We start from the raw sequence: 24,205 nt of genomic DNA on the forward strand, positions 1-24,205 counted from the left end.
TTGGAGGTTTATCATATTTTGATTTAACGAGATTGAGGATACACCAAATAAACTTACTGCCATATTTATTTTAAATTCTGGCAGACAAACATTCTTTTAGCAAGCTCCAGAATTATTCATTTACCTATAACATTTGTTAACAATGTTAATCATATGGGAAATATTTTTTCTCTTTGATGAGTAACTCAACTTCCTTTTTTACAATGAGCTCCGCTAACATTTCCTCATACTCATCACAATAACCCACTTCGGTAAAACCAAAACGCTGGTAGAATTTTCGGTGTCGCTCACTTGTTTCATCATAACAAACAGATAGTTTATGACAATCTGTTTGTTGTTTCATTTCATCCAGCAATAATTGCATAGCAACACTACCTATTCCCTTATTTTGATACGATTTGTCGATCATCATGCGATAAAGATTATATTCATTTGGTCTTCCTTCATTTACACAACGTTCGTACATAACGAAACCGACAATTTTTCTACCAAAATATATTACTCTTGTCCTGCAATATTGGTTGAATTTTGATTCAGCAATTGACTCCGCATTCGACGCAACGAATTTTTCTTGCCCTACTTCAACTTCAAGAGACATAACATCTCGATAATTATCTTCATCCACTTCAACTAGCAAAATTTGCAACTGATTTCCCCAAATCACAATGTAATAGCCATTAATTTGCTAATTTCTTTATAGCCTTCCCTTTCATAAAGTTTCGTTGCTGCAACATTTTTTGATAAAACATTGAGTTCCAAATGGGTATAGTTATTTTCCTTCGCCCACCTTTTCATTTCTGCTAATAATTGCTGACCAATACCCTGACTTCTGACATCCTGACTGACAACTAAATCAATAATATAGGCATAATTTCGCGGTATCAGACAGTTAAATGGCGGTGTCTTATTTTCTTGTGCAATGCAAAAGCCTTTAATATCGCCATTATCATCTTCTGCAACTAATAAATAGAATTTATCATCATTTATGCTGGAAATAATAAATTCTCTATCCTGCTCCACCCCTCTCAATCGGTCTGGCTGCAATGCAGCCATTTCACTGAATAATATATTGTAGAGTGATGAAATAGCATCAAGATCCTGCATAGAGGCTGTTCTTATTATCATGCCTGCACTCCTAACATCAGAATTAATTGTAAGTTTTTATTGAAGGCACTACATAGTGATCAAAACGGTCAAGTAATACCGTAGGATTTTTCTCAATAATTGCCATATTGCGATATTTTTCCTGCAAAAACCGCTCGTCCGCCATTTTATTAATCATAGAGATCAAAGGATCATAAAAATTATTAATATTCAGAATACCACATGGTTTACTATTAAGGCCAATCATACTCCATGTAAAGACTTCACTAAATTCTTCTAATGTACCAAAACCACCAGGCAATGCAACAAAACCATCAGCAAGTTCAATCATTTTATTTTTACGCTGATGCATGGTTTCCACAATATGAAGTTCGGATAAATTCTTATGAGAAATTTCACGTTCTTCCAGCAATGCTGGAATTACACCAATAACTTTACCTCCTTCATGTAATACTGTATCTGCAACTGTTCCCATAATTCCTACACTGGCACCACCATACACCAAAGTAATACCTCGTTTAACAAGCTCTTTTGCAAAAATAATGGCATTCTGTTGATAAATTCCAGATGCTCCCAAACTTGAACCACAATAAACCGCAATGCTCTTTATTGCCTCATTTTTTTTTGATGAACTTTTCAATACAGTCTCTTTCATGTCTAAACTCCACATTATTATTTTTTTAATTTCTGATTATACGTTAGCTTAATAAACATACAACACATAATACAGTTGAGTTCTGATTATTTCGCTGCGAAGATAACACTCCTAAACAACATGTTGTCATTGAGGTTTTCTGCAAATGTCTCTTTCCAAACATCGGGCGGCATCTTTTCCTCTGCTTCCTATCATTTTATTATTGTTTTCAATGATATCAATTCAAACTGGTGCATCATTAGCCAAAACAATATTTCATGTCATTGGTGCACCTGGTGTTACAGCTCTGAGACTCGCACTGGGAACAGTGATTTTATTCCTGATCTTTAAGCCCTGGCGTTTGAAATTTCAGCGGTCATCAATCATTCCTCTTCTTGCCTACGGTATTTCACTCGGTGGAATGAACTATTTGTTTTACATGGCACTTTCCAGAATTCCTCTTGGTATCGCCGTTGCGCTTGAATTTACTGGTCCTCTTGCTGTTGCCATGTTTTCCTCACGTCGTCCACTGGATTTTCTCTGGATCGCTTTGGTCATTGCCGGATTAGGGTTTCTGTTACCTATCGGGGACGATGTCAGCACACTTGATCCTATAGGTATTTTGTATGCATTAGGAGCCGGTTTTTTTTGGGCGCTCTATATTATCTTCGGTCAACGTGCTGGTGCGGGCTATGGTGCTGCAACAGTTTCAATTGGTTCATTAATTGCTGCCTTGATTTTCTTTCCCGTAGGGTTAATTCAAACCGGCCCCGAACTCCTGTTTGATGTTTCATTGTTGCCCGTTGCTTTAGGGATCGCCATTTTATCGACTGCATTTCCCTATACACTGGAAATGATTGCGCTTACCCGCTTACCTGCCAAAACATTTGGTACTTTAATGAGTCTGGAACCTGCATTAGGTGCCTTGTCAGGTATCATTTTCCTGAACGAGCACTTAACTACGACGCAATGGCTCGCCCTTTTATGCATTATCTGTGCCTCAATTGGTTCTACTTCCACCATGAAACAGAAAACCAAAATTGAAAAGGTTGAATAAACTGCTTTAATCATATTACATAACTCATCAAGGCCGGACAAACTTAATATTATCCGGTTTTGATTATTACCATTATTGATTAATGATATTTTTATCAACTATCAATTTGATAGAATAAAGCAATATGACTTCTGATAAATGATCAGCTACTTTTAATATACGCAATAAGATAATTCATTATGCCTTTTGGATTTCAACATACAGCCAGCGGGGCTGTAACCTGAAAGACAATAGGTATAAGTTTAAATTAAGGAAGCATTACGATGAGTACAGCAAAATTTATCAGAAAAAATCCCTCTAAGCTGATTTATACCCGTAATAATATTAATGAGGGTATTAAGCAAAGTTCTATTTCTACCCTGAACCATATGGTGATCCAATTTATTGACTTGTCCCTGATGACCAAACAAGCTCACTGGAATATACGCGGCAAAAACTTTATTGCTATTCATCAAATGCTGGATGATTTCCGTACCACACTTGTTGAGCATCTCGATACTTTTGCAGAACGTGTAGTGCAGTTAGGCGGCACTGCTCTGGGAACAACTCAGGATGTTCATAAAGGGACTCGGTTAGAAAGTTATCCAACAGATATTCATGATGTACAAGATCACTTAAAAGCATTGGCAGATCGTTATGCCATCGTTGCCAATGATATCCGTCAGGCTATTGTTGATGCAAAAGATGAAGATACAGCAGATATGTTCACCGCCGCTTCCCGTGATCTCGACAAATTTTTATGGTTTATTGAAGCAAATATTGAGCAATAATATAGTGAGAGTATCCTTTCATGATATTGAGGCCGCTACGACCTGTCTCTTCTACACAAATCCCTCGATTGAATCGAGGGATTTTTTTGAACCTTTTTCTACCTGGCTGATCTCAATAAGAAATACTGGTTATGCTCCCAATGGTTAGATATTGTGATAAACTCCTTACTTTTTATTCTGGGTGAGATATGGCTAAAGTTGATGTGGTTTGTCGTTACTGTCATAAAACAGACGAGGTTAAAGGGCATGGAAAAGGGCGTACTGGGCACCCCCGCTATCACTGTTATGCTTGCCGTAAAACCTTCCAACTGAACTATACCTACCAAGCCTGCCACCCCGGCATGAAAGAACGAATTATTGATATGTCCATGAATAACGCTGGTGTCAGGGACACGGCTCGGGTTCTGAAAGTCGGTATTAACACGGTCATTCGCACATTAAAAAACTCACGCCAAGACAAGTAACTACGCTGCCGCTTTCGGGCAGTGAAATTCATATTGTCTGTGAAATAGACGAGCAGTGGTCATTTGTCGGTAATAAAAGAAATCAGCGCTGGCTCTGGTATGCGTGGGAGCCGAATAGGAAACGGGTAGTGGCACATGTGTTTGGGGATCGCAGCAGGAAGACGTTGAAAAAGCTGCTGGCACTCCTATCTCCTTTTACTATCCGGTTTTACTGTACAGATGATTATGCCGTTTACGATTACCTGCCTAAGAAAAAACACCTCACGGGAAAGAAATTTACCCAACGTATCGAGAGAACGAATCTTACGCTTCGTATCCGGATAAAGAGGTTGAATAGAAAGACAATAGGTTATTCCAAATCCGAAGAAATGCACGACAAAGTGATAGGTACGTTCATTGAGCGTGAATACTACATCTCATCACCGATCTAACCATTGGGAACATGACCATGTTGAGTAACTAGGACTGGGCCAATGGCCGGTGTCGAGATTTCGTCATGGGTCTGGGTGTAAGCCTGCTTGTCAGCATCGAGGAACTCAACATTGCCCTCAACCGGCTCATCCATAAACTCCATGCTCTGCGAAACCTCAATGGTAGCGCCTTTCAAACGACCAGTGAGGCAAGATGCAAACTTGAAAGCAAACGTCTTGCTAGATTTGCCCAGCGCCCGCTTGGACTAGCGGGAGCATTTGTGCAAAAACTTACGGTTTGAAATTTTAATCCCTCTATGTTGCGTAATTCTTTTGCAAAAACGGGGTTATGAGAATCACTAGAGTGGTGTTTTTCACTACACTCAGGCATTAGAAGTAGAGCCAACAGTTGTATCACCCGCCGCCATTTAGTGAATCGGGTTCTAAATTGTATTCACACCTATTCCAGAACTTAACGAATAATTGCCCATTAAGCTCTGGAATTTAAATCTCTTTATTGTGTCGATGAAGGGTCAGGTAACTGCTGTGAACCCTTTCCTAACTGCTTGACCTCGGGCTGGCCAATCAGGGAACGCATCTGAGTGATGCCGATTGTATCCAACTAACTCAGGCGTTCCTGTGCAGAGAGTCTCTGATGAATTAAAACGGCATTGATACTTTCCAGATTAGACAGCTGCCATAAATAGATATAGCAGAATCAAAACAATATGACATAATATCTGAATTCTAATGACAAGGCAGAGCAGTCAGATGGGTTACAGTTTAGATTTCCGAAAGAAAGTACTGGCATACAAAGACAAGCATTCGTTGACGTTCGAACAAACGAGTGCCCACTTTGATATCTCTATTCGCACCCTGTTTCGGTGGAGTCACAAGATAGAACCTTGTGTGACTCGTGATAAACCGCCCACTAAAATCAGTGATGAGGTGCTCATCATTGATGTACAAAATTACCCCGGTGACTATCAATGGGAAAGAGCAAAACGCTTGGGGGTCACGCAGTCTGCTATTCATTACGCATTGAAACGGCTTCGGATCACCCAGAAAAAAAACGCTAAAACACCCCAAAGCTGACGCTCAGGCTCGTCAGGCGTTTGTCGAGCGTATCCGCCACTATGAACACGTGGGCAAACCGATTGTTTATCTGGATGAAAGCGGTTTTGCGCAGTCTATGCCACGTACGCACGGTTATTCGGCGAAAGGGCTGCGTTGTTTCGGCACACACGACTGACATGCCAAAGGTCGCATTAATGTCATTGGTGCTATCATCAAAAAGACCTTCGTTACCTTAAGCTTGTTTGCAGGGAGTATTAATGCGGATGTTTTTCATGCATGGATGACCCAAGATTTGCTGCCAAAGCTCCCAGGTAGTGCAGTGATTGTCATGGATAATGCCTCATTCCATAAACGAAATAATGGGATGGACGCCCCATTTAAGCGGCATCAGTGTGCCAAAATGGAAGTGTATTCAACACAGCCAGTTAATAATGGGAGCCGTCCACCATGAAGATTACAACAGTGGGTATCGATCTGGCAAACCAAATAAAGTCGCCATCATTGCTTGTATGCGTAAATTACTGGTCATTCTTAATGCAATGATAAAAACAAATAAACCGTGGGATGAATCTTTCCACACGGTTTAAAGTGAAAGACAGATACTGTGTTTCCTGTCAAACACAATGTAAGCTTTGATCGAAGCTTTTTTCTGTTTTAAGAACTCCAAACGCAACGTGGATGAGCTTACGCATCATTGCCCCGATTATCAACTTTGGTGCCTTTCCGGCAGCGGTAAGACGGGAATAAAAATGCTTTCCCCACGCCGTTCTAAAAAGTGTTGTCATTGCTGGCATATAAAGAGATTTACGTAAAAATGCATGCCCCGTTTTGGATAATCGCGGTCGCCCCTTCACACTGCTGCCAGATTCATTAAGTCGGGGATCAACACCCGCATAAGCAGCTGCCTGCCGCGCATTGACAAAACGACCAGGATGAATACCAAAAGACAACAAGACAGCCGCAGTTTGCACACCCAGCCCTGTGGGATGCTTTCCAGGAGTTTTTTCTGATGTTTCATCTCTGCATTTCCGTTAATCAGGAACAGAATGTCGCCCTGCAATATCTCGATTTCATGATTAAGCCATGTGATATGGTCTGTAATGTTTTTGGTTACATTCTCTTTCGCTACATGGAGGCGGTTGCTCTCCTGCGTTCGCATCTTTTGCAACGATTCCAGTCTTAATACCAGAGCCCGTAGTCTCTGTTCCGACACAGAAGGCGCCAGCCATGCTGCCGGTTTCCGTTCGAAACAAAAATCACTGATCACTCTGGCATCTCCCCGATCAGTCTTGCTTCTGACCAGTAAAGACATGCTGAACGCTTTGATTTGCGCAGGATTAATAACGCTGACGGTCAAACCCTTATCTGCCAGATATTCAGCAAACGCTTCCCAGTAAATCCCCGTCGCTTCCATACAAATATGGACATGATTGAAACCATGATGAACCAGCCAGTTGATAAAAGTGTTAAATCCTTCAGGTTCATTTTTGAATACTTTATCTTTATACTTCCCATTATTCAGGCGAATTGCGTAATCAAACTTGTTTTTAGCGATATCAATACCACAATAATAAACCTGTTCCATAAAGCTCCTCCGGTTATCAACCTTGTTAATGCGGGCTACCCGTACAGCCGGTGCCAGAGATACTGTTCGATAGACTGAGGATGAATGGCTGCTGCAAAATCTGTCTTACTGGCTCATGGCCAAAGTTGCTCCTGTCATCCAGCCATCCGGTACTACACTATGTAACGATTTTAAAAGCAAACCGAACATACAAGTTGCTTATCTGGTGCAAGTACCCGCCATTCTCGGTGCACCAACAATAAACCGTGGGACAAATCGTTCCACACGGTTTAAAGTGAAAAATAGTTGCTTATAATAGGCTTCAGACAATAGCCTAACACCAATTATTTTGTTAAATAGAATGATATTACAGTAGTAATATCTCATTTTAGTTTCAAACTTAAAGAAAAAACGCAGCTTAATTTCTTATACTTTTTGTTTCCCCATTAACCAACGGATCAGAGGCGTTGTAATAAACGTACTCAAAATAGCCATAATAACGAGTATGGTAAAAATATTAGGCGGTAAAATTCCCAAATCATAACCAATATTGAGAACGATAAGTTCCATTAGCGCTCTTGTGTTCATTGAAATACCAATAGTCGCCGCAATACGACGATTTTCACCTAATAATCTACTTGCAATGTAGGTTCCGCCAAACTTTGTCGCAAATGCCACTAAACAGATCAATAGACATATCATCCATTCATCTGAGCCGTTCAGGCTGCCAATGTCTGTACGAAGTCCTGTGTATGTAAAAAATATAGGGAGAAAAAATACATGAACCAAGCTACCAATGCTTTCTTTCCAGCGTACCACAAACTCTCTGTTGTCATGTAATATGATACCAATAACAAAGCTACCGATTAGAGCAAAGATCCCAAAGTAACTTGTTACAGAGGCAGATAAAAACAGAATAATGATCATGTAAGCCATAACGGGATGACTGAGCCGCTTTTCTTTTTTTAACCTCGAAGAAAGCCAACGACGCAGAAGTGGTCTGACAATCAAAAATATCAGTATGATATAAATAACTATGCCAAACATGTTAAACATAAATTGATCAAACTGATAATTGGAGACAAAGAGTGTCAGTATAGCGCCCAACAATATCCAGCCGATGATATCATCAATTGCGGCGGCTCCGATGATTAAAGCGGCTGTTCGCGTGTGAGCCAATCCCAGCTCCATAAAAATCCTTCCCAGCACGGGAATAGCCGTAATCGATAGTGCTAAAGCAAAAAATAATTGGAAAGCTGTTTTATCGGGACGAGACGCTGCAATCGAGTTCCATATCCATTCAGCAGAAAAGAAACCCACCGTAAAAGGCAAAACAATACCCGCAATGCTTATTACAGCGACCGAAAATCGACTCTTCTTTAGTTTCTCTCCGAATTTAAATTCAAGCCCTATTTCAAACATTAATAAAATGAGTCCAATCTGGGCAATACCGATAAAAATCGTTGAACTTTCTTTTGGAAAAATACTTCCCATCAGTTCCGGAAAGAATGCGCCCGCCACACTTGGTCCTAAAACCAGACCTGCTAATATTTCTCCTGCAACGGCGGTTTGCCCTAAAAAAGAGCGGCTAATCCAAACAAAGAGTCGTGTAACAATAAAAATAATAATTAACTGATAGAGCAATCTAAATAAAATATCTTCAGCTGAAGAAGGAACAACCGACGCCCCCTCATTGACCAATGTGTCAATGAGTGTATTACTTTTTTCATTCATATCAATAAATTCCATTTAATGTTAAATAAAATGAAAGACCCAAGGCCATTCATTCATAAATAAACCATTATTGAAGACATATAGAAACCCAGCCAGCGCTTGTAACTGTAATTATTCGCCTCTCTTTTTTAATAAACAGAGCCACACCTAATAAATAAAATTAATTTGGCATTAAAAATGCATGCCACATTTAGATTATTTATATCGTTATCAATATTTATCTATACAATTATCTCTGATATTTATTAAAGATTTCTTTCTTCCTAATAAACTTAACTTAGCCATTAAAAAAGTATATTGGGGAGTGTCTTAATATATTTCAATTATGATGACTAAGGATAAATAATAATTAATTATTTTTAAGTTAATTATCTCAGGCAACTTTATTATAGTTGCCTGTGTGCATCTTAGTAAGAGAGATTATCCCTGTAACATACAGAAGACATTCAATTTATTACCGTCGAGATCTCTAAAATAGGCGGCATAAAAACCATGCTCGCCACGAGGTCCCGGTTTTCCTTCATCCGTTGCTCCAAGAGCAATTGCTTTGTTATACACTTTATCGACCTTCTCCTGACTGTCAATATTGAGCGCGATCATTCCCCCATTACTCACCGTTGCCGGATTGCCATCAAAGGGCTTAATAATGCACAAATTCGTCATGTTAGAATTCGGGCCCCAGGCGATAAAAGCCGGTGTTTCCATGACACGCTGGGCACCGAATTCGGCAAGCAGCTCATCGTAGAATGCGGCTGCACGGGAAAAATCATTCGTACCCAATGTGATATAACCAATCATTTTTACTCCCCCATGTTCTATTTTTACAGATATCAAAATTTATTTTATTAGAGGCCAGCAAAAACCGCAATTAATTACTCCACTCTATAAATTGATGATGAAAATAGAACAGGGATAATCTTAATGTAATATCTGATTGATATAATCACTATAAGTCTAAATTACACTATTGTCATTTATGTCATCTTTACCCCATCCAATCTGATTTAAGTCCAACTTTCCGTTTTTATTCATCGGAAATTCCACAACGTTTGCTGTAAAATCAGGCAGCATATAATCAGGAAGGTATTTTTTTAATAACTGTCTGATCTCTTTATGCTGAATATTATCAGCGGTGTTAGATTGATATAACACAACAATTTTTAAGTCATTAGAGTCCTGTCGATAGGTTGTGGCAATAGCATCTTTTACAAAACTTAATTTTCGCATTGCGGACTCAATTTCACCCAATTCAACCCGAAAACCTCTAATTTGAATCTGATTATCGATACGCCCAAGATAATATAGCTCTCCATTTTCCTTATATCGGGCAAGGTCACCAGTGCGATATAAATTTGAAGATGATCTTTCAAAGGTATTAGAAATGAATCTCTGACGACTTAACTCCGGACGATTTAAATAGCCATTGGAAACGCCTAAACCTGCAATATACATTTCTCCAGCCTGATTTTCTTTTACGGGCTGGCCGGCTTCATTTAATAAGTGGATGATCATTCCGGGTAAAGGCAATCCAATCGGACTGATATTACTGACCAAATCATCGGGTCGTACCTGATGAAAAGTCACATGCACTGTTGTTTCTGTAATGCCATACATATTAATTAATGCAGGCTGTTCATATCCATACTTATCTATCCATTGACGGAAGCTCGATACATTCAACATTTCTCCACCAAAGATAACGTATCGCAGGCTAAGAGGTTCTGTTTTGTTTGACATATAATCATCCGTTTGAATCAGTAACCTAAATGCCGTTGGTGTTTGATTTAATACCGTGACTTTTTCACGTACCAATAATTCGTAAAACTTGGGTGGATTCCGACTGATATTATAAGGCACCAACACCAGCGTTCCTCCTTTCAAAAGCGCGCCCCAAATTTCCCAAACGGAGAAATCAAATGCTATCGAGTGGAAACAGGTCCAAACATCTTTATCCGAGAAATCAAACAGCTTCTCTGCCGCACGAAAAAGATGAACCGCATTGTAATGTGCGATTGGCACGCCTTTGGGTTCTCCTGTTGAACCCGAGGTATAAATAACATAAGCCCATTGTATGCCTTTAACCTCTTTCTCCGGATTCACTGCCCATGAAGGTAAAAGTGCCGGATAATCACTATCAAAACAAAAAGTCTCAACCGAAAAATCAGATAACGTTTTCAGATATAAACACTTTGTGATAACAATATCCGGTTTTGCATCATTAAGAATGGATTTTATTCTCTCATCCGCATTATTAATATCCACTGGCAAATAGGCGTAACCCGCTTTTAATATCCCTATAATACTGATCACCATTTCAAAGGAGGGTTCTAAAAAGATACCTATACATTTGCTTTCCGGTGCTTTTTCAATTAAATAATGGGCAACTTGATTTGCTCGCCTATTCAGATCACCGTAACTCATTCTCTCCTGATTTAATACCAATGCTGTTTTTTCATCATGGTGTTCAGCGATTGATTCAAACCATGAAATCAGTGAAATATTATCCAAATCATGCTGGGTTAATCGCTCATCCAGATCCTCAAAATCATTCCGAGCAGAACTTAAACCAAGTAATTCCGATAATACTTTCTGTTGATGTCTTTCAGACATATTCAGAAAATTTTCTTTATCCATTTTTAACCTTTTAATGAATGCTAGATACCGAAGAAATAGATGAATTTCATTCCAATATAACTTTCATTACGGAAGCCATATAACAGCTCTTCGGCATTTAAATTTTCAAAAATGGCGCCATTCAATGATAATTTGAAATTATCTCCCAGTCGGCGACTGCCATTAAATGTCCATGCCCTGGAACCGTAGTGCATATCCTGAGTTACACCTAAAAACAAAACTGAGTCCTGTTCATCATTGGCAGAAAATTGAACACCGGCAAAAACATCATTTTCAAAAGGCGTATCTGAAAATTTATTACGCGTGTCTTTCATATATTCAAGAAAAAAAGTCAAATTAGCACTGCTTCCCAAAACCCCATAATGGGTATATTCCAAACCGCCCGAATAAACTAAAAATGATGTTTTAGGGCTTCTCGAAAAATGAGGGTCTTTTTGCCGATAAGCCCCTTCCCATTTAACAATCAAATTATTAACGTTCCATTGGTATTCCAATCCAATCTGCTGAATTTGCCCATAATAGGGAACCAATTGATGATGGTTATTTAAAACAAACTCCGGTGTACGTTCAGTGCCATTAAAGTAGGATAATCCTAAATCAACATTACCGAATGTATGATGGCTGCGTACAGCAAAGTCCAGCTTTGATTTTTTATTCGCATACTGATAAACGGTATTGCGCGTGTCAATATCTAATTCGGCACGTAACCTTGCTTTGTGACCGGGAAACGTTCTCTCTCTGAAGCCGGTAAGCAGAAACAGATCAAAAATACCCCAGTCATTTACTTTGGTTAAATTAATCATTGGCTGACCAAGTTTTTCATTTCCAAAAGGATCATCGACCAAATCTGACTGATTAATGATATCTACCGGGTGATTAAATTCTGTCACGCCCCAAAATACTTTCCTGAAACCCGCATAAAGTTCCCACGAATTATGGATATACCCCCAATATAAATCTCGTGGCTCAAAAGGTTCTCGGTTATTGCTGCTGGAGTCTTTTCGATACAGCGCATCCATAACAACGTGCTGTTTACCGTCATCCCACTCTGTAAAGTATTTGCCTCCTGCCTGAAAGGAATGGCTTTCCCTTTCCTGCTTATCTGATAAGCCCTTCTCAAAGAAAATCCGCTGTTCCCATCCGACAGAGACATCGAGTTTTCCTGCGGATACATTCCAACAAATGAACATGGCCAACGCACTGATCAGCTGTGAAATAACGCGCCCCTTTATCCTTATTATTGACCACATCAAAATGTACCTCCGGGCACTATCTCGTTCTCTTCAAGGCAGCAATATCAAAATCCCGATCGGTTAAGCCAGCCTGAAATTGGATATTTCTCACAGATAATTTCGTTATTTTGTTCGATTGATGATTCTTCATCGTAACGTTCAAAGAACGCCAGTACTTATCCATATAAAGTTGATAGTCGTCGAATGTTCTTGTTTTCAATATCGCATTACGGCGGTCGTAATAATCAATTCTGATAAACCGGTAGAACTCTTTGTCTATCCACACGATTTGCCGGACATAGCCTGATTCTTTATCAACGGGTTTTCTCTCAACAATAAAGCAGGTTTGTTGTCCACACGGTTTTTCCCCCAGATAGTTGTACATTTTGTATTTCTCTATCTCTTCAGAAGCCAAATCTTCATAGGCAAATTCGCTTCCCATAAAAGATCCCGATTTATTGCTGGAAGAAATACGTTTTACCCGTCGTGACGCCGGCAAATATATCCATTGCTCATCATCCCGGTCTAAATGTGTAAAGGCCAATAAGGCGGTTCCTTTTATATCTCGGGGTTGCTCAAAAAAAGTTAATAATTTATCTCCATCCCCTGCCACTTCCAGCGTATTAATCTTTAAATAACGATGACTTTCCTGGCCTTCCGCATTTAGTAGCGTCATTTTGAGATCAGTGATCGTATCACCGAAACCATTATCTCTGGCGATAGCCTCTTGCAGAATTTCTTTTCCCCGTTCTTCCGAAGCCTGGGTGGGGAAACTGAACAAACCTAAAATAAATAGAGTGGCCAGCGAGAATCCTTTTATTCCGACAAAGCATTTTTTCATTATATTTTCTCCTAAAAAAAGCTTAATTATTCGCTTAATATCCACACCGTCATATCGTTATATTTTTATCATCAATGGTTCATCAGGAACGACGGGTTTATTTTTCGTAGTCTTACCATCTATTGCTATCAACAACGTTGGCAATAAAAAGAAATCAAGCAAGAGGGCAAAAATCACCGTCATCACAGTAAAAATTCCCATTTGCGCATTCATTAAGAAATCTGAATGCACCATCGAGCCGAAACCACAGATGAAAATGATGCTGGTTGATAGCAGAGCAATACCCACCGTTGAGAAGGAATAACGTACGGCATCCTCTGGCGTCATGTTGTGTTCACGACGTGCGCGAAGGTATTTGTAAACAAAGTAAACGGTGTCATCGACAACAATGCCTAATGTCATGGTTGCGATGGTTGCCGCAGCAAGCCCCACCACCCCGTCAATAATGCTCCATAAGCCGAAGGCCATAAAAATGGGTAATATATTGGGCAGCATGCTAATCAATGCATATTTCGCACTACGGAAAACAATGCCTAAACAAAGCGTAATAATCAGAAACGAGATCACAGTGCCCACCAATAGCCCTTTAATATTGGTGTTCATCAGGTAGGTGTACATTAACGATGCGCTGGCGGCATGGGTATGCATGGATGAAGGTGCATTATTGATCAGCCACTTTTCATGGGCCTCTTTTGTCCTTTGCATTTCAAAGGTACTTAAATCAGAGAACGTCACTGTCATTTTGGTTGCGGAACGCCTGACATCAATCTGGTCGTTAAGATCCAGCCCCAAAGGAAGAGACATTTCATAAAGCAAGAGATACTGAGCAATAGCTTCTCTGTCTGTCGGCAACTTATAGTAAGCGGCATTATCCCCATGCATACTCCGGTTGATGCGTTTCACGGTGTCAGTGATCACATTGACATTCATGATGCCCGGCTGAGCACGTGACCAATTCGCAAATTCATCCACTTTTGCCATATATTCAGGCTCATTGATTCCGCCTTCTTGCCCGGCACCTAACGAAAACTCCATATTGAAAAGTCCGGTTAAATGATCCTGGGTAAAGTCAGAGTCATCCCTGATTTCAAGCCCTTTGGCAAAGTTTTTGACAAAGTTTTCATCAACCGTCAGTCTCGGTATAAAGGCCAGCATGACAAGCCCGAATGCCACCGTACCAAACTGTAGTTTTCGCCTGTTATCGATAATCCAATTCGCCAGAAATTCAATGGAGAACTGCGTTTTCTGTCCACAGGGTTTCACTCTAACCGGTAAAACAGCAATCAGCGAAGGCAGTAAAAATAAGGCATAAAATAGCGCGGCTCCCATGCCTATTGCCGTCATATTACCCAAATCATGAAAGGGTGGCGCATCACTCAGGTTCAGACCCAAAAATCCGACAGCCGTGGTCACACTGGTAATCACAACCGGAGAGAGATTAACCCGTAAACTTTCCCTTATTGCGTCATGTTTGCTATCACCCTGCTTCATACAGTGAATCACGGTCACTAGAATGTGAATACTGTCCACAACCGCCAGCGTCATGACAATGATCGGCACATTGGCGGAAACCTGAGTCAGTTTTATGCCTATGTATCCGGCTGTACCCAATGCTGCAATGATGGAAAAAATAATAACCAAACATACGACAAAAGTTGCGCTAAACGATCTCAGCACCATAAAAGTCAGAATAAGTACAATCAGAAATACAATAGGTATTGTTGTTGACATTTCCTTAATGCTGATTTCAGGAAAGGCATTTGACATCATTGCCACACCCGTTAGGTGGATATCAATATCTGGATATATTTGTGTGTACTGGTTTTTCAGTTGACGCACATACCCTGCGACTTCAGCAACAATTTTGTCGTCTCCATCTGGCAAGCGCACAGATACATTTACTGCGGTCACATCACCATTTTCAGAAATGATGCGTTTGACTAACAAAGGTTCATCCAGCGCTGTCTTTTTGATCTCCACCAAGTCATGTTTTGTTAACTTTGCCACATCAGGAACCAGTTTCCTGATTTCCAGATTGTCATCATCTGCTTTAGTGATCTGAAAATTAGTTATAGAGTCAACACGATACGCATTTGGAACTTGCCAGGCATCTTCTGTTAACTTTTCAACTATAGAAAGAAACTGTTTACTGAAAACATTACCATCCTTTGGTGCCAGTACAATCAAAGCACTATCACCATTACTATAAGTTTTCTGCATTGACTCATACGCATTCAAGAATGGGTTTTCCCGGCTAAAAAAAACTTTATAACTACTGGTAAATGCCAAGTTTTCCATTCCCTTGAAGGTAAAAAACACGGCAATGCAGACCAAAATAAGATTAAGATAACGCTTTTTTACCACCCAACGTGCATAACCTGATGCAACGTTATCTACCCAGTTAGAAGATTTCATGCGCTGTCCTTATATAAACGCAAAGGTTAATAAATCGCCACACAACTAAATCGTCACTGCTTTCCCTGTAAGCAATCTGCCCACAGGGATAACAGCAACTTAATAACAACTACCTAAAGTGTAATTTCGTATCTTTCCCGAGATGTCGGGGTCGAAACGGCAGCCACGGCCTTCTGTTTTTTCGATTCGGCAGGCTGCCATTTTTCTGGCGGCCGTGAGTTATGGATCCAAACCTCGGCCAAAATGAGATGAATCGTAAATCCAATCCACAGCGACAATGACAGCGCTTCACCAATGTCTTTTCCACCGATCTGGATAAACAGCGGAATAAGGGCATGCATTGTGGCGGGGCCCATTGAAATCATATAACTGCGGATCATCCATTGGCGATGAAGCTCGACCCTCCTCTTTAAAATCATTACGATAGATCTTAAGACGCAGAAGATCATGACCAGAGAAAATAAAATCGATGAAGACGTTTCTGATGTCCCTCCGACTGGAAACAGAATTCCCATTAAAATCCCGGTCACCCCCACCACCATAACGGTGATAAAAAAACAGTATCCTGACCACTTATGCACTTTTGGCCATTTTCTCCTGACACGATCAACGAACTGAAGAGGCCCTAAGATATAGAGCACAATGCCGGTAACCAGATGCATATAGGACATAAGGTGATGTTTTATATACCCCATATCATTCGCCTGATTCGGGTTTAACAGGTTGGGTTGTATATTGCCGCTTGCCCCTTCTGCCACCCACCAAATCCGATAGATACCGTGGATTATCGTGCCCAGGCACACTATCGCGATCCATGACCAACAAAATCGAACCAGTACCTTGTTGTGTAATTTCATATCTATTCCCTCTTAACGTTTTGCCAATCACCAGTGGTTACAGGATGTTGGGATCAGCGAAAGTAGGTTGGTTGGGTCTGAGCTGCTCAATCACATCGGCTACCCGTTCTGGATAGGTAGTAATGAAATAGTGATGACCCTCGTCTAATGTGATCAAACTGACGTCATGAGCACACTGTTTCCATTTCAGATACTGAGAGGCGTATTTTTTGGTTAAAGGATCTTGCTGACTCACTAAATTCACCAACGGCGTTTTTATCCGCCAATTGCCCCGTTGTTTCTCGTATTGATAGGCCAGCTTTGCATCTTTCCTGAAACGGGAGACTAAAAAGCGGGCAACAGAATCCTCCAGCTTCCCATCAGTGGGAATACCCCACTTTTTGAGTAGCTGTAATAAGGATTCATCGCTTTTATGTTTCCAGCGGTCATTGAGGGGCAGATAGCGAATAATTCGGGGTAACGGGAACGCCGCCGCTGTCACTAAAAATTCGGCAGGTTTTCCCTTTAATTCCAGTCTCCGGGCAATTTCCAGTGCCAGATAACTGCCAACGCAGTGACCATAAATGGCGACTTTCCCTGAAACTTGCTCCATTATCTCTCTGGTGCACAATTCAGCGAGCATGTTGTAGTCCATGCCGGTTTCTTCATTCCTGCTGCCAAATGCATTACCGGGGACAGTGACGCCACAAACTGAATAACCGGCGTTCTTTTTCGCTAACGCCTGTGCCAATGGCTGATAGACCGTGGCTGCCGCGCCCGCATAAGGTACACAGACCAGCGTTATCTGATTCTCTTCCTGACTGCTGTGCAGCAACGACAAAAGCCCCTTTTCTCCGCTTGCAACTTCTGCTCTTCCCGTGCCGGATAAATAGGGCATCATTTCTGTGATCGTGGGCGCTTGATAAAACGGGATTAAAGACAGCTTATTTTCAGGAAAGGCATCCTGAATGCGGGACAAGAGTGTGATTGCGGTTAACGAGTGCCCTCCTATTTCAAAGAAATTATCGTTAATACCAATTTGTTTCCGATTGAGAACCTCTTTCCAGATATCCGCCAGTTGTTGCTCAATGGCAGAAGATGGCGCAACAAATGCTTTCTCGGACAGTGGGGTTGTCTCTAATGCAGACAGTGCCTTTCTGTCGAGCTTTCCATTACTTGTGACTGGCAATTCATCCAATATATTCATCTGCGCGGGAACCATAAAATCCGGTACGCGCTGTTTCAGAAAAGCATTCAGTTCCTTGATGGAGAGTGTCATGTTTTGGTGTAGCACCACATAAGCGCTAATGAAATTACCGGTGTGCGCATCTTCCTTTAAAAGAACGGCGCAGGCTTTAACGCCATCACAGCTTTTCAGGCATTCTTCAATCTCACCTAATTCAATACGGAATCCTCTGACTTTGACCTGAGTGTCAATTCTGCCCAAGAATTCAATATTTCCATCCACTGACCACCTGGCGAGGTCGCCTGTGCGGTAGACTTTTTCTGTCGGATCACAGGAAAATGGATGGGGAATGAAACACTTCTCTGTCAGTTCCGGTAAGTTTAAATACCCTTTTGCCAGACCAGCACCGCCAATTAATAACTCCCCCGGCGCGCCAACCGGCAAAAGATTCATGCGATCATCGACGATATAGAGTTGCGTATTAGCAATGGGTTTCCCTATCAGCGTTTTTTTATCTTCCCGTTTTTCGGCTTCCCAATAACTGACATCAATGGCGGTTTCGGTTGGGCCATAGAGATTATGGAGTTTGACCTGCAATTTTTGGTTGACGCGCTCCAATACGCTATACGGCAATGCCTCTCCGCTGGTAAAAATACGCGCTAATGAAACACATTTATCGCTGCCACGCGTATTGATGAAAACATTCAGCATAGAAGGAACAAAATGGCAGGTCGTGATCTGCTGCTCACAAATCAGCCGGATAAGATAATCAGGATCTTTATGGCCTTCCGGAACGGCAAAAACCAGTGTCGCGCCTGACATCAATGGCCAGAAAAATTCCCATACCGAGACATCAAAGCTATAGGGTGTTTTTTGCAGGACGTTATCCGTGACATTCAGCCGATATTTATCCTGCATCCAGCGAAGCCGGTTGACGATAGCGGAATGCGGTAACATGCAGCCTTTGGGCGTGCCTGTCGAACCTGATGTATACAATACATAACAAAGGTTCTCCGGCGTGTTCCCCACAGGATTAGGTAACGCATGATGAGAATGCAACTCGGAGCGCTGGGCATTTAAAAACACCAGCTTCCCATTAAAGTGGGTAAAAATCGATTGATGATGCTTCTGTGTTAATACAACGGAAACACCCGAATCTTTCAGGATATAAGCCAGACGTTGGGAAGGATAGCCGGGTTCAAGCGGCACATAAGTACCTCCAGCTTTTAAGATACCCAATAAACCCACAATCATTTCCACGGAACGCTCCAAGCAGATACCAACCCGTGTTCCTGCCTGAACACCCAGTTCCTGCAAACAGTGCGCCAGTTGGTTTGCTTTCGCATTGAGTGACTGATAAGTCAGGGTGATATCTTCAAATACCACGGCCACGGCTTCCGGCGTTTTTGCGGCCTGTTGTTCAAACAATTCATGAACGCAGCACGCCTCTCCCAGATTGACGGCGGTACGGTTCCATTCTTCAAGGATTTGAACAGACTCTTTTTGATCTATCAGTGGAAAATCAATCAGTTTCCGTTCAGGCTGTTCAACGACTTCCTGCAATAATCGTTCTAAGTGTTCAATCACGCTCAGCGCGGTTGATTGGCGATATAAAGAAGGGTTGTATTTGATGTTTAATGTGAATGTTTCTGCTGCTTCAACGACTTCCAACATAAACTCATATTCCCCGGTCTGAGAATATTGCGTTAAATGTTCTGCCGATATCAGCTTACCTAAAGCCTGAGAGCCCTTTTGCGGCATGGCCGGTTGATAAACAAAAGCCATCTGAAACAGAGGAGCATCATCCATGCCCTGAGACAGATTTAAGGTTCTTGCCACCACAGGAAAGGGTAAGGCATGAGCTAAACCATCCAGTACTGTCTGTTGTAACGTTTTCAGATACTCTGGATAGTCGATATCCTGCGATAGCTGGCTGCGAACAGGGATAGGATAAACAAAATAGCCAATCTCTTCCCGCTGCTGTTCTTCTGTTCTGGCATCCGTCGGCATACCAATGACAATATCGTCCTGTCGGGTAAAACGATGGATAACTAACTGAAACAGGCTTAAAAAAACGGATGACGGGTAAACAAAATGCGTGCTGGCGAAGGCTTTTAATTTTGAGGAGAAATGGGTGGATAACGCCCGTGTCAGTGTTTCGCCTTTATATTTCTCAACGTTCAGATATGAACTGTCCGCCAGTAATTTAGTGGAAACAGGCGCGCCCGCCAGTGTATTCTTCCAATAATCTAACCGACGTTTTCCTTCGTCACTTTGCAAAAGCGCCTGTTCGTGCATCACAAAGTCATACCAATTGTCCTTCCCTGTCTCAACAACAGGAGGCTGATTCACTGATAATTGATGATAAAAGCCGAATAACGCAGAAACCATTGGGTTAACAGAAATGGCGTCCACAACAATATGGTGGGCACACAATAAAATGACGGTTTCTTTTTCAGACAGGTACAGCAAATTGACCCGTAACAAGGCATCGTTATCAAAATCAAAAGGCTGGTTTATCTTCTCCGACAGATAAGTTTCAAGTTCCTTCTCAGTCAATGACAGTTCTGTTTCAACATTCACCCTTAATGCACTTTGGGGATTATTGAATATTTTGGGGTTATTGAATAAATAAGGAATTCCTTCCTCTTCGAAAACCGTTGTTGCCAGTATGGGATAGCGCCTGACCAGTAAATCCAACGCCTGTTGAAATAATTGCGGATCTATCCGGCCATCGACCCGGAAACAGACCGGACAGTTGTAGGCACTATTTTGAGGCGCGTGTTTATGGAGAACCCATAATCCTTTCTGGCCTTCGGATAGCGGATAGGTTTCCGGTTTTCTTGTCTGTTTGACAGAAGCACTTACCTGTTTGGCAGAAGTAAAAGTATTGATCGCCTGAGCCTGTACGGTCTGAATGAGTTCCTTAAGTTCGGGTGTCGTGCTGTCATTCCCCCTTATTTCGCCATACTGCATTTCACCATACTGTCTTTCACCATATTGCTCGGTCAGATAGTCCGACAGCTCAGTCACTGAATTTTTCTCCAGTAGGATCGTAATCGGAAGACTCATGCCCGTCTGTAATTCCACCATCCGCACGAATTTGACCGCCTGAGATGATGACATTCCCAATGCAAACAGGCTCATGCTGCTATCAATTTGCGCTAAAGGCTGTTGCAAAATGCGGGCAATCAGAGAAAGCAAAAGTTCTTTTATACTGAGCGAACGCTCATCGGCGGCCTGTGCGGGAGAAAGGCTATTCGCTGGCAGGTGATGGCTAATCGCAGACTCACACAATTGCGTGTTCATAAGGGATGAATCCTGCTGCGATTGATAAAACGGATAAACAGGCAGTGGCATTTTGGGAAGCGGTTCATCCCGGTGAAAATGCTGCCAGTTCTGCCATTGACCTTTTACCCAGGCATCCGCAATCTCGTGATTCTGTTCTGCATTGAAGATCAAACTCTCTTGCCCGGCGGTGTCAGAATCCGCAACACCACCCTGATAAATATCGGCTCCCGCGCCGTCTGCAATCCATTGTTTTAACTTGGTGAGCAGCACTGATACTGAACTGGCGGGAATGGCTAAACGCTGGTTAAAATGCTCCCGTCCTGACTGGGTCACGGCAAATAAGTATTGCAGCGGTATTTCCCGGTTATTTTTCAATGTCGATTCAAAAAAAGTTACCCAACGTTCCGCATAACGTCGCAGACCGTCCGGTGATTTCGCCGACAGAACAAACAATTCCGGTAGTCTGATATTGGCGCTCGCCTGCAAAAATTGCGCTGACGGATGATAGCTTTGCAGCAGCAGATTGGCATATGAGCCAGTACTGCCAAAGCTATTCACCATCGCCAGTTTGGGGTGTTGCCGGGTTCCTTGCCATTGACGCGGTTCAGTCACAACACTGACCGGGCTGTCATCCAATTTTATCAATGGACTCAGAGTGTTATAAGAAATAACGGGTAATAAATACCCGTACTTCATTTGCAGCAGAACTTTCGTTAATTGTGATATCCCGGAGGCGGATTCAAGATGCCCGATATTCGGCTTTAGCGTACCAACAAACAGAGGCGAATGACGCTCAGCAAAGGCAGTCTGTATCGCGCGCATTTCTGAAGCATCACCGAATACCGAACCGGCAGCCGCAGCTTCGATATAATCTACCGAGTCTGCATCGTAGCCTGTTTTCTGTAGTGTGCTTTTAAGCAGTTCACTCTGCTGTTTTGTTGAAGGGACACCATAGCCCGATACTCTGCCGCTATGGGCAATACTGCCTCCTTTGATCACTCCCCAAATATGATCTTTGTCGGCTTCCGCCTGAGAAAGTGGTTTTAACAGCACAACGCCAACGCCCTCTCCCGGAATCATTCCCGCCGCTTCTTCTCCAAATGCCTGAGCATTGCAGCGTTCGGAAATCATGTTAAATCGTTTTAGGTTCGTAAAATGGGTAGCGTGGGCAAAAAGATTGATTCCACCTGCAACAGCCACATTGCAGTCACCCTGCGCAATCGCCTGACAGGCAAGATAGATCGACGTTAATGAAGACGAACAACTCGTATCTACGGCAATACTTGGCCCTGTCCAATTGAAAAACCAGGATACCCGGTTCACGATGGATGAGAAGGTAGAGCGACTGACTGACTCCGCAGATGCCCCGGTTCCCTCGGCTGAACCGGCAGGATCATTCCACATCACGCCTGTGAAGACGCCCACACGCTGCCCCAGACTCCGCAAATTTTCGCCGTTGTATCCTGCACCGTCCAACAGCTCGTAAACACTCGTTAAAAAACAGGCTTCTTGAGCAGAGATCCGTTCCCGTTCCGTTGCTGAAATGCCAAAAAAGTCCGCATCAAAATCCGTAATCGAATGCGAAAATCCTCCCCAATGTTCAAAACATTCCTTTGTTCCCCAACGGTTATCAGGTACTCGGGAGAAGCAACTTTTCTGATCTTTGAGGTTATTCCAGAATGTTTCAATATCCGGCGCATCAGGGTATTTCCCCTGTACGCCAATAATGGCAATATTCTGCCCCAACGCCTCAGCACTGCTGTTTTCAGGTTCCTGAAGCTGTGCTTTCTCCACCAGCCCAAAAGCCATGCCTAACAGTGTTCGCTGGCTCTCCTTAAGCTTCAGTACGCCAGCTAACGCGTTCTCATCGACGCCGGATAACGGGCAGGAACCAATCGGGTAATACGCCTGTTTTTGTGAAAGTAGCTGGACAATGGCACCGATTTCAATCGCCGCAAAAAAATCACTTTTCTCTTTATACAAAGGGCGAATACCGTCGTACTCAACCACAAAATATAAGCAGCAGTGCGCATTGTTATAATAGGGGCGGTTATAGTAAAAATGGCTGTTAAGAGGCAATTCATCCGATGAAATTTTATCCAGCTTGTGTTCAACCGGATTATAGTAATAAAACCCGGTTGATAACCCCCCGACTCTGCCGGGTTTTATCTCGACATAAATCTGAACACTGTAAGTTCCGCCCGCCGACGGATAAAGATATCGATGGCTGCCATCAATCAGCATGGCGTTGAGTGCACTCAGCCAGCCTAATACACTGTCTTTTGGCATTGACGCATCATCAAATGTCCTGAAAGTACGCCGAGCGTTATAGTGACGCTGGAACTGCTCAGGTGAGAGTGTTTTGGCACGGACAGTGTCAAAATTGCTGTCTAATTGACGAATGTTGAATTGTTTTTCTTTGAATACCTGTTTTTCTGATAACGATGACAGGACAGACAGTTCTTTTTCTTCATCCGCCACCGGAAAAACAGGTTGTTGATCAATCAGCGCGGCCAGCGTCTCTAACGTGGGCTTTGAGAGTAATGCCTCCAGTTCAATATCGACATCAAACTGTTTCTTTACGGCCAAAACCAGCTCCATGACATTCAGCGAACTAAAGCCATGTTCAAACAAATCCTGATTTGGCTTGAGCGCCTTGTTTTCCATCAGTTGCTCAAGACGTTGTAAAGTCTCTGAATGTTGAATAACAGGCTGCTTGTTCTCAATCTGCCTGCTAATCAAATGACTCAGGCGCGCCATTGTGGGGGTATGCAAAAACTCATCAAGGTCAAGATCAACGTCAAAACGTTCCCGAATACGAATCAGCACCTGCATGATTGATTTCGATGTCATTCCTTGATCAAACAAGTCATTACTGAAATCAACCGAATGCTCAACCATTAATATCTCAATGAATTCATTGAGATCGCTCACATTACATTTTCCGCCCATAGAA

The 24,205-nt window shown here is 42.1% G+C and carries 18 protein-coding genes and 1 pseudogene; 6 read left to right on the plus strand and 13 right to left on the minus strand.

What is annotated here, in order from left to right; all coding sequences use genetic code 11:
* Positions 1-145: 145 nt before the first annotated feature.
* The 3 genes from AAC852_RS12035 to AAC852_RS12045 are packed head-to-tail and all read right to left on the minus strand — an operon-like array spanning position 146 to position 1,759.
* Positions 146-646 (minus strand): GNAT family N-acetyltransferase, encoded by a 501-nt coding sequence (locus AAC852_RS12035; protein ID WP_340621253.1) that lies wholly within the window; start codon positions 644-646, stop codon positions 146-148.
* Between the two features lie 14 nt (positions 647-660).
* On the minus strand, positions 661-1,125 hold the full coding sequence (locus AAC852_RS12040; protein ID WP_340621254.1) for a GNAT family N-acetyltransferase: 465 nt from the start codon (positions 1,123-1,125) through the stop codon (positions 661-663).
* Between the two features lie 22 nt (positions 1,126-1,147).
* On the minus strand, positions 1,148-1,759 hold the full coding sequence (locus AAC852_RS12045; RefSeq protein ID WP_340621255.1) for an LOG family protein: 612 nt from the start codon (positions 1,757-1,759) through the stop codon (positions 1,148-1,150).
* Positions 1,760-1,904: 145 nt separating this feature from the next.
* Between AAC852_RS12045 and rhtA the strand changes: the two genes are divergently transcribed.
* The 6 genes and pseudogenes from rhtA to AAC852_RS12075 all read left to right on the plus strand — a co-directional run.
* The gene (gene rhtA / locus AAC852_RS12050; protein ID WP_340621256.1) at positions 1,905-2,795 is read left to right on the plus strand and encodes a threonine/homoserine exporter RhtA; all 891 of its coding nucleotides are present in this window, start codon (positions 1,905-1,907) and stop codon (positions 2,793-2,795) included.
* A gap of 263 nt (positions 2,796-3,058) precedes the next feature.
* Entirely contained in the window at positions 3,059-3,565 is a 507-nt protein-coding gene (gene dps / locus AAC852_RS12055; RefSeq protein WP_340621257.1) for a DNA starvation/stationary phase protection protein Dps, read from the plus strand.
* 188 nt (positions 3,566-3,753) lie between these two features.
* Positions 3,754-4,460 (plus strand): IS1 family transposase gene (locus AAC852_RS12060; RefSeq protein ID WP_340620646.1). Its coding sequence is split into 2 segments (ribosomal slippage): positions 3,754-4,003 and positions 4,003-4,460, totalling 708 coding nucleotides; the frame shifts between segments, so codons are not numbered across the junction.
* Between the two features lie 750 nt (positions 4,461-5,210).
* Positions 5,211-5,534, plus strand: a complete 324-nt coding sequence (locus AAC852_RS12070) for an IS630 transposase-related protein (RefSeq protein WP_340621258.1) — start codon at positions 5,211-5,213, stop codon at positions 5,532-5,534.
* A gap of 220 nt (positions 5,535-5,754) precedes the next feature.
* Positions 5,755-5,967, plus strand: coding sequence for a hypothetical protein (locus AAC852_RS20000; RefSeq protein ID WP_422824292.1), 213 nt, complete (start codon positions 5,755-5,757; stop codon positions 5,965-5,967).
* A 25-nt stretch (positions 5,968-5,992) separates the two neighbouring features.
* Positions 5,993-6,103 (plus strand): annotated as a pseudogene (locus AAC852_RS12075) (IS110 family transposase); the annotation flags it as partial.
* Positions 6,104-6,130: 27 nt separating this feature from the next.
* Here AAC852_RS12075 and AAC852_RS20005 read toward each other — a convergent pair.
* The 10 genes from AAC852_RS20005 to AAC852_RS12120 form a co-directional block, all read right to left on the minus strand.
* Positions 6,131-6,469: a transposase gene (locus AAC852_RS20005; protein ID WP_422824293.1), complete on the minus strand. Its 339-nt coding sequence runs from the start codon at positions 6,467-6,469 to the stop codon at positions 6,131-6,133.
* Positions 6,367-7,101, minus strand: a complete 735-nt coding sequence (locus AAC852_RS12080) for an IS110 family transposase (RefSeq protein WP_422824294.1) — start codon at positions 7,099-7,101, stop codon at positions 6,367-6,369. The genes AAC852_RS20005 and AAC852_RS12080 overlap by 103 nt, the downstream gene beginning before the upstream one ends.
* A 405-nt stretch (positions 7,102-7,506) precedes the next feature.
* Positions 7,507-8,814, minus strand: a complete 1,308-nt coding sequence (locus AAC852_RS12085; protein WP_340621259.1) for a cation:proton antiporter — start codon at positions 8,812-8,814, stop codon at positions 7,507-7,509.
* A gap of 420 nt (positions 8,815-9,234) precedes the next feature.
* A complete protein-coding gene (locus AAC852_RS12090) occupies positions 9,235-9,612 on the minus strand; it encodes a VOC family protein (RefSeq protein WP_340621260.1) in 378 nt (125 codons plus the stop codon).
* Between the two features lie 156 nt (positions 9,613-9,768).
* Entirely contained in the window at positions 9,769-11,448 is a 1,680-nt protein-coding gene (locus tag AAC852_RS12095) for an amino acid adenylation domain-containing protein (RefSeq protein ID WP_340621261.1), read from the minus strand.
* A 20-nt stretch (positions 11,449-11,468) separates the two neighbouring features.
* On the minus strand, positions 11,469-12,698 hold the full coding sequence (locus AAC852_RS12100; RefSeq protein ID WP_340621262.1) for a hypothetical protein: 1,230 nt from the start codon (positions 12,696-12,698) through the stop codon (positions 11,469-11,471).
* Between the two features lie 19 nt (positions 12,699-12,717).
* On the minus strand, positions 12,718-13,521 hold the full coding sequence (locus tag AAC852_RS12105) for an outer membrane lipoprotein-sorting protein (protein WP_340621263.1): 804 nt from the start codon (positions 13,519-13,521) through the stop codon (positions 12,718-12,720).
* 57 nt (positions 13,522-13,578) lie between these two features.
* Positions 13,579-15,936 (minus strand): efflux RND transporter permease subunit, encoded by a 2,358-nt coding sequence (locus tag AAC852_RS12110; RefSeq protein WP_340621264.1) that lies wholly within the window; start codon positions 15,934-15,936, stop codon positions 13,579-13,581.
* 113 nt (positions 15,937-16,049) lie between these two features.
* The gene (locus AAC852_RS12115; protein WP_340621265.1) at positions 16,050-16,793 is read right to left on the minus strand and encodes a DUF2306 domain-containing protein; all 744 of its coding nucleotides are present in this window, start codon (positions 16,791-16,793) and stop codon (positions 16,050-16,052) included.
* A 37-nt stretch (positions 16,794-16,830) separates the two neighbouring features.
* A complete protein-coding gene (locus AAC852_RS12120; protein WP_340621266.1) occupies positions 16,831-24,201 on the minus strand; it encodes an amino acid adenylation domain-containing protein in 7,371 nt (2,456 codons plus the stop codon).
* Positions 24,202-24,205 lie beyond the last annotated feature (4 nt).

Source organism: Xenorhabdus siamensis (assembly GCF_037996745.1).
GTDB lineage: Bacteria > Pseudomonadota > Gammaproteobacteria > Enterobacterales > Enterobacteriaceae > Xenorhabdus > Xenorhabdus indica.

What these genes read in the sequence shown, in the direction of transcription:
- AAC852_RS12040 (WP_340621254.1), bottom strand. Translation starts at nt 1,125, where the DNA reads ATGATAATAAGAACAGCCTCTATGCAGGATCTTGATGCTATTTCATCA.
- AAC852_RS12045 (WP_340621255.1), bottom strand. Translation starts at nt 1,759, where the DNA reads ATGAAAGAGACTGTATTGAAAAGTTCATCAAAAAAAAATGAGGCAATA.
- rhtA (WP_340621256.1), top strand. Translation starts at nt 1,905, where the DNA reads ATGTCTCTTTCCAAACATCGGGCGGCATCTTTTCCTCTGCTTCCTATC.
- dps (WP_340621257.1), top strand. Translation starts at nt 3,059, where the DNA reads ATGAGTACAGCAAAATTTATCAGAAAAAATCCCTCTAAGCTGATTTAT.
- AAC852_RS12070 (WP_340621258.1), top strand. Translation starts at nt 5,211, where the DNA reads ATGGGTTACAGTTTAGATTTCCGAAAGAAAGTACTGGCATACAAAGAC.
- AAC852_RS12080 (WP_422824294.1), bottom strand. Translation starts at nt 7,101, where the DNA reads ATGGAACAGGTTTATTATTGTGGTATTGATATCGCTAAAAACAAGTTT.
- AAC852_RS12085 (WP_340621259.1), bottom strand. Translation starts at nt 8,814, where the DNA reads ATGAATGAAAAAAGTAATACACTCATTGACACATTGGTCAATGAGGGG.
- AAC852_RS12090 (WP_340621260.1), bottom strand. Translation starts at nt 9,612, where the DNA reads ATGATTGGTTATATCACATTGGGTACGAATGATTTTTCCCGTGCAGCC.
- AAC852_RS12095 (WP_340621261.1), bottom strand. Translation starts at nt 11,448, where the DNA reads ATGGATAAAGAAAATTTTCTGAATATGTCTGAAAGACATCAACAGAAA.
- AAC852_RS12100 (WP_340621262.1), bottom strand. Translation starts at nt 12,698, where the DNA reads ATGTGGTCAATAATAAGGATAAAGGGGCGCGTTATTTCACAGCTGATC.
- AAC852_RS12105 (WP_340621263.1), bottom strand. Translation starts at nt 13,521, where the DNA reads ATGAAAAAATGCTTTGTCGGAATAAAAGGATTCTCGCTGGCCACTCTA.
- AAC852_RS12110 (WP_340621264.1), bottom strand. Translation starts at nt 15,936, where the DNA reads ATGAAATCTTCTAACTGGGTAGATAACGTTGCATCAGGTTATGCACGT.
- AAC852_RS12115 (WP_340621265.1), bottom strand. Translation starts at nt 16,793, where the DNA reads ATGAAATTACACAACAAGGTACTGGTTCGATTTTGTTGGTCATGGATC.
- AAC852_RS12120 (WP_340621266.1), bottom strand. Translation starts at nt 24,201, where the DNA reads ATGGGCGGAAAATGTAATGTGAGCGATCTCAATGAATTCATTGAGATA.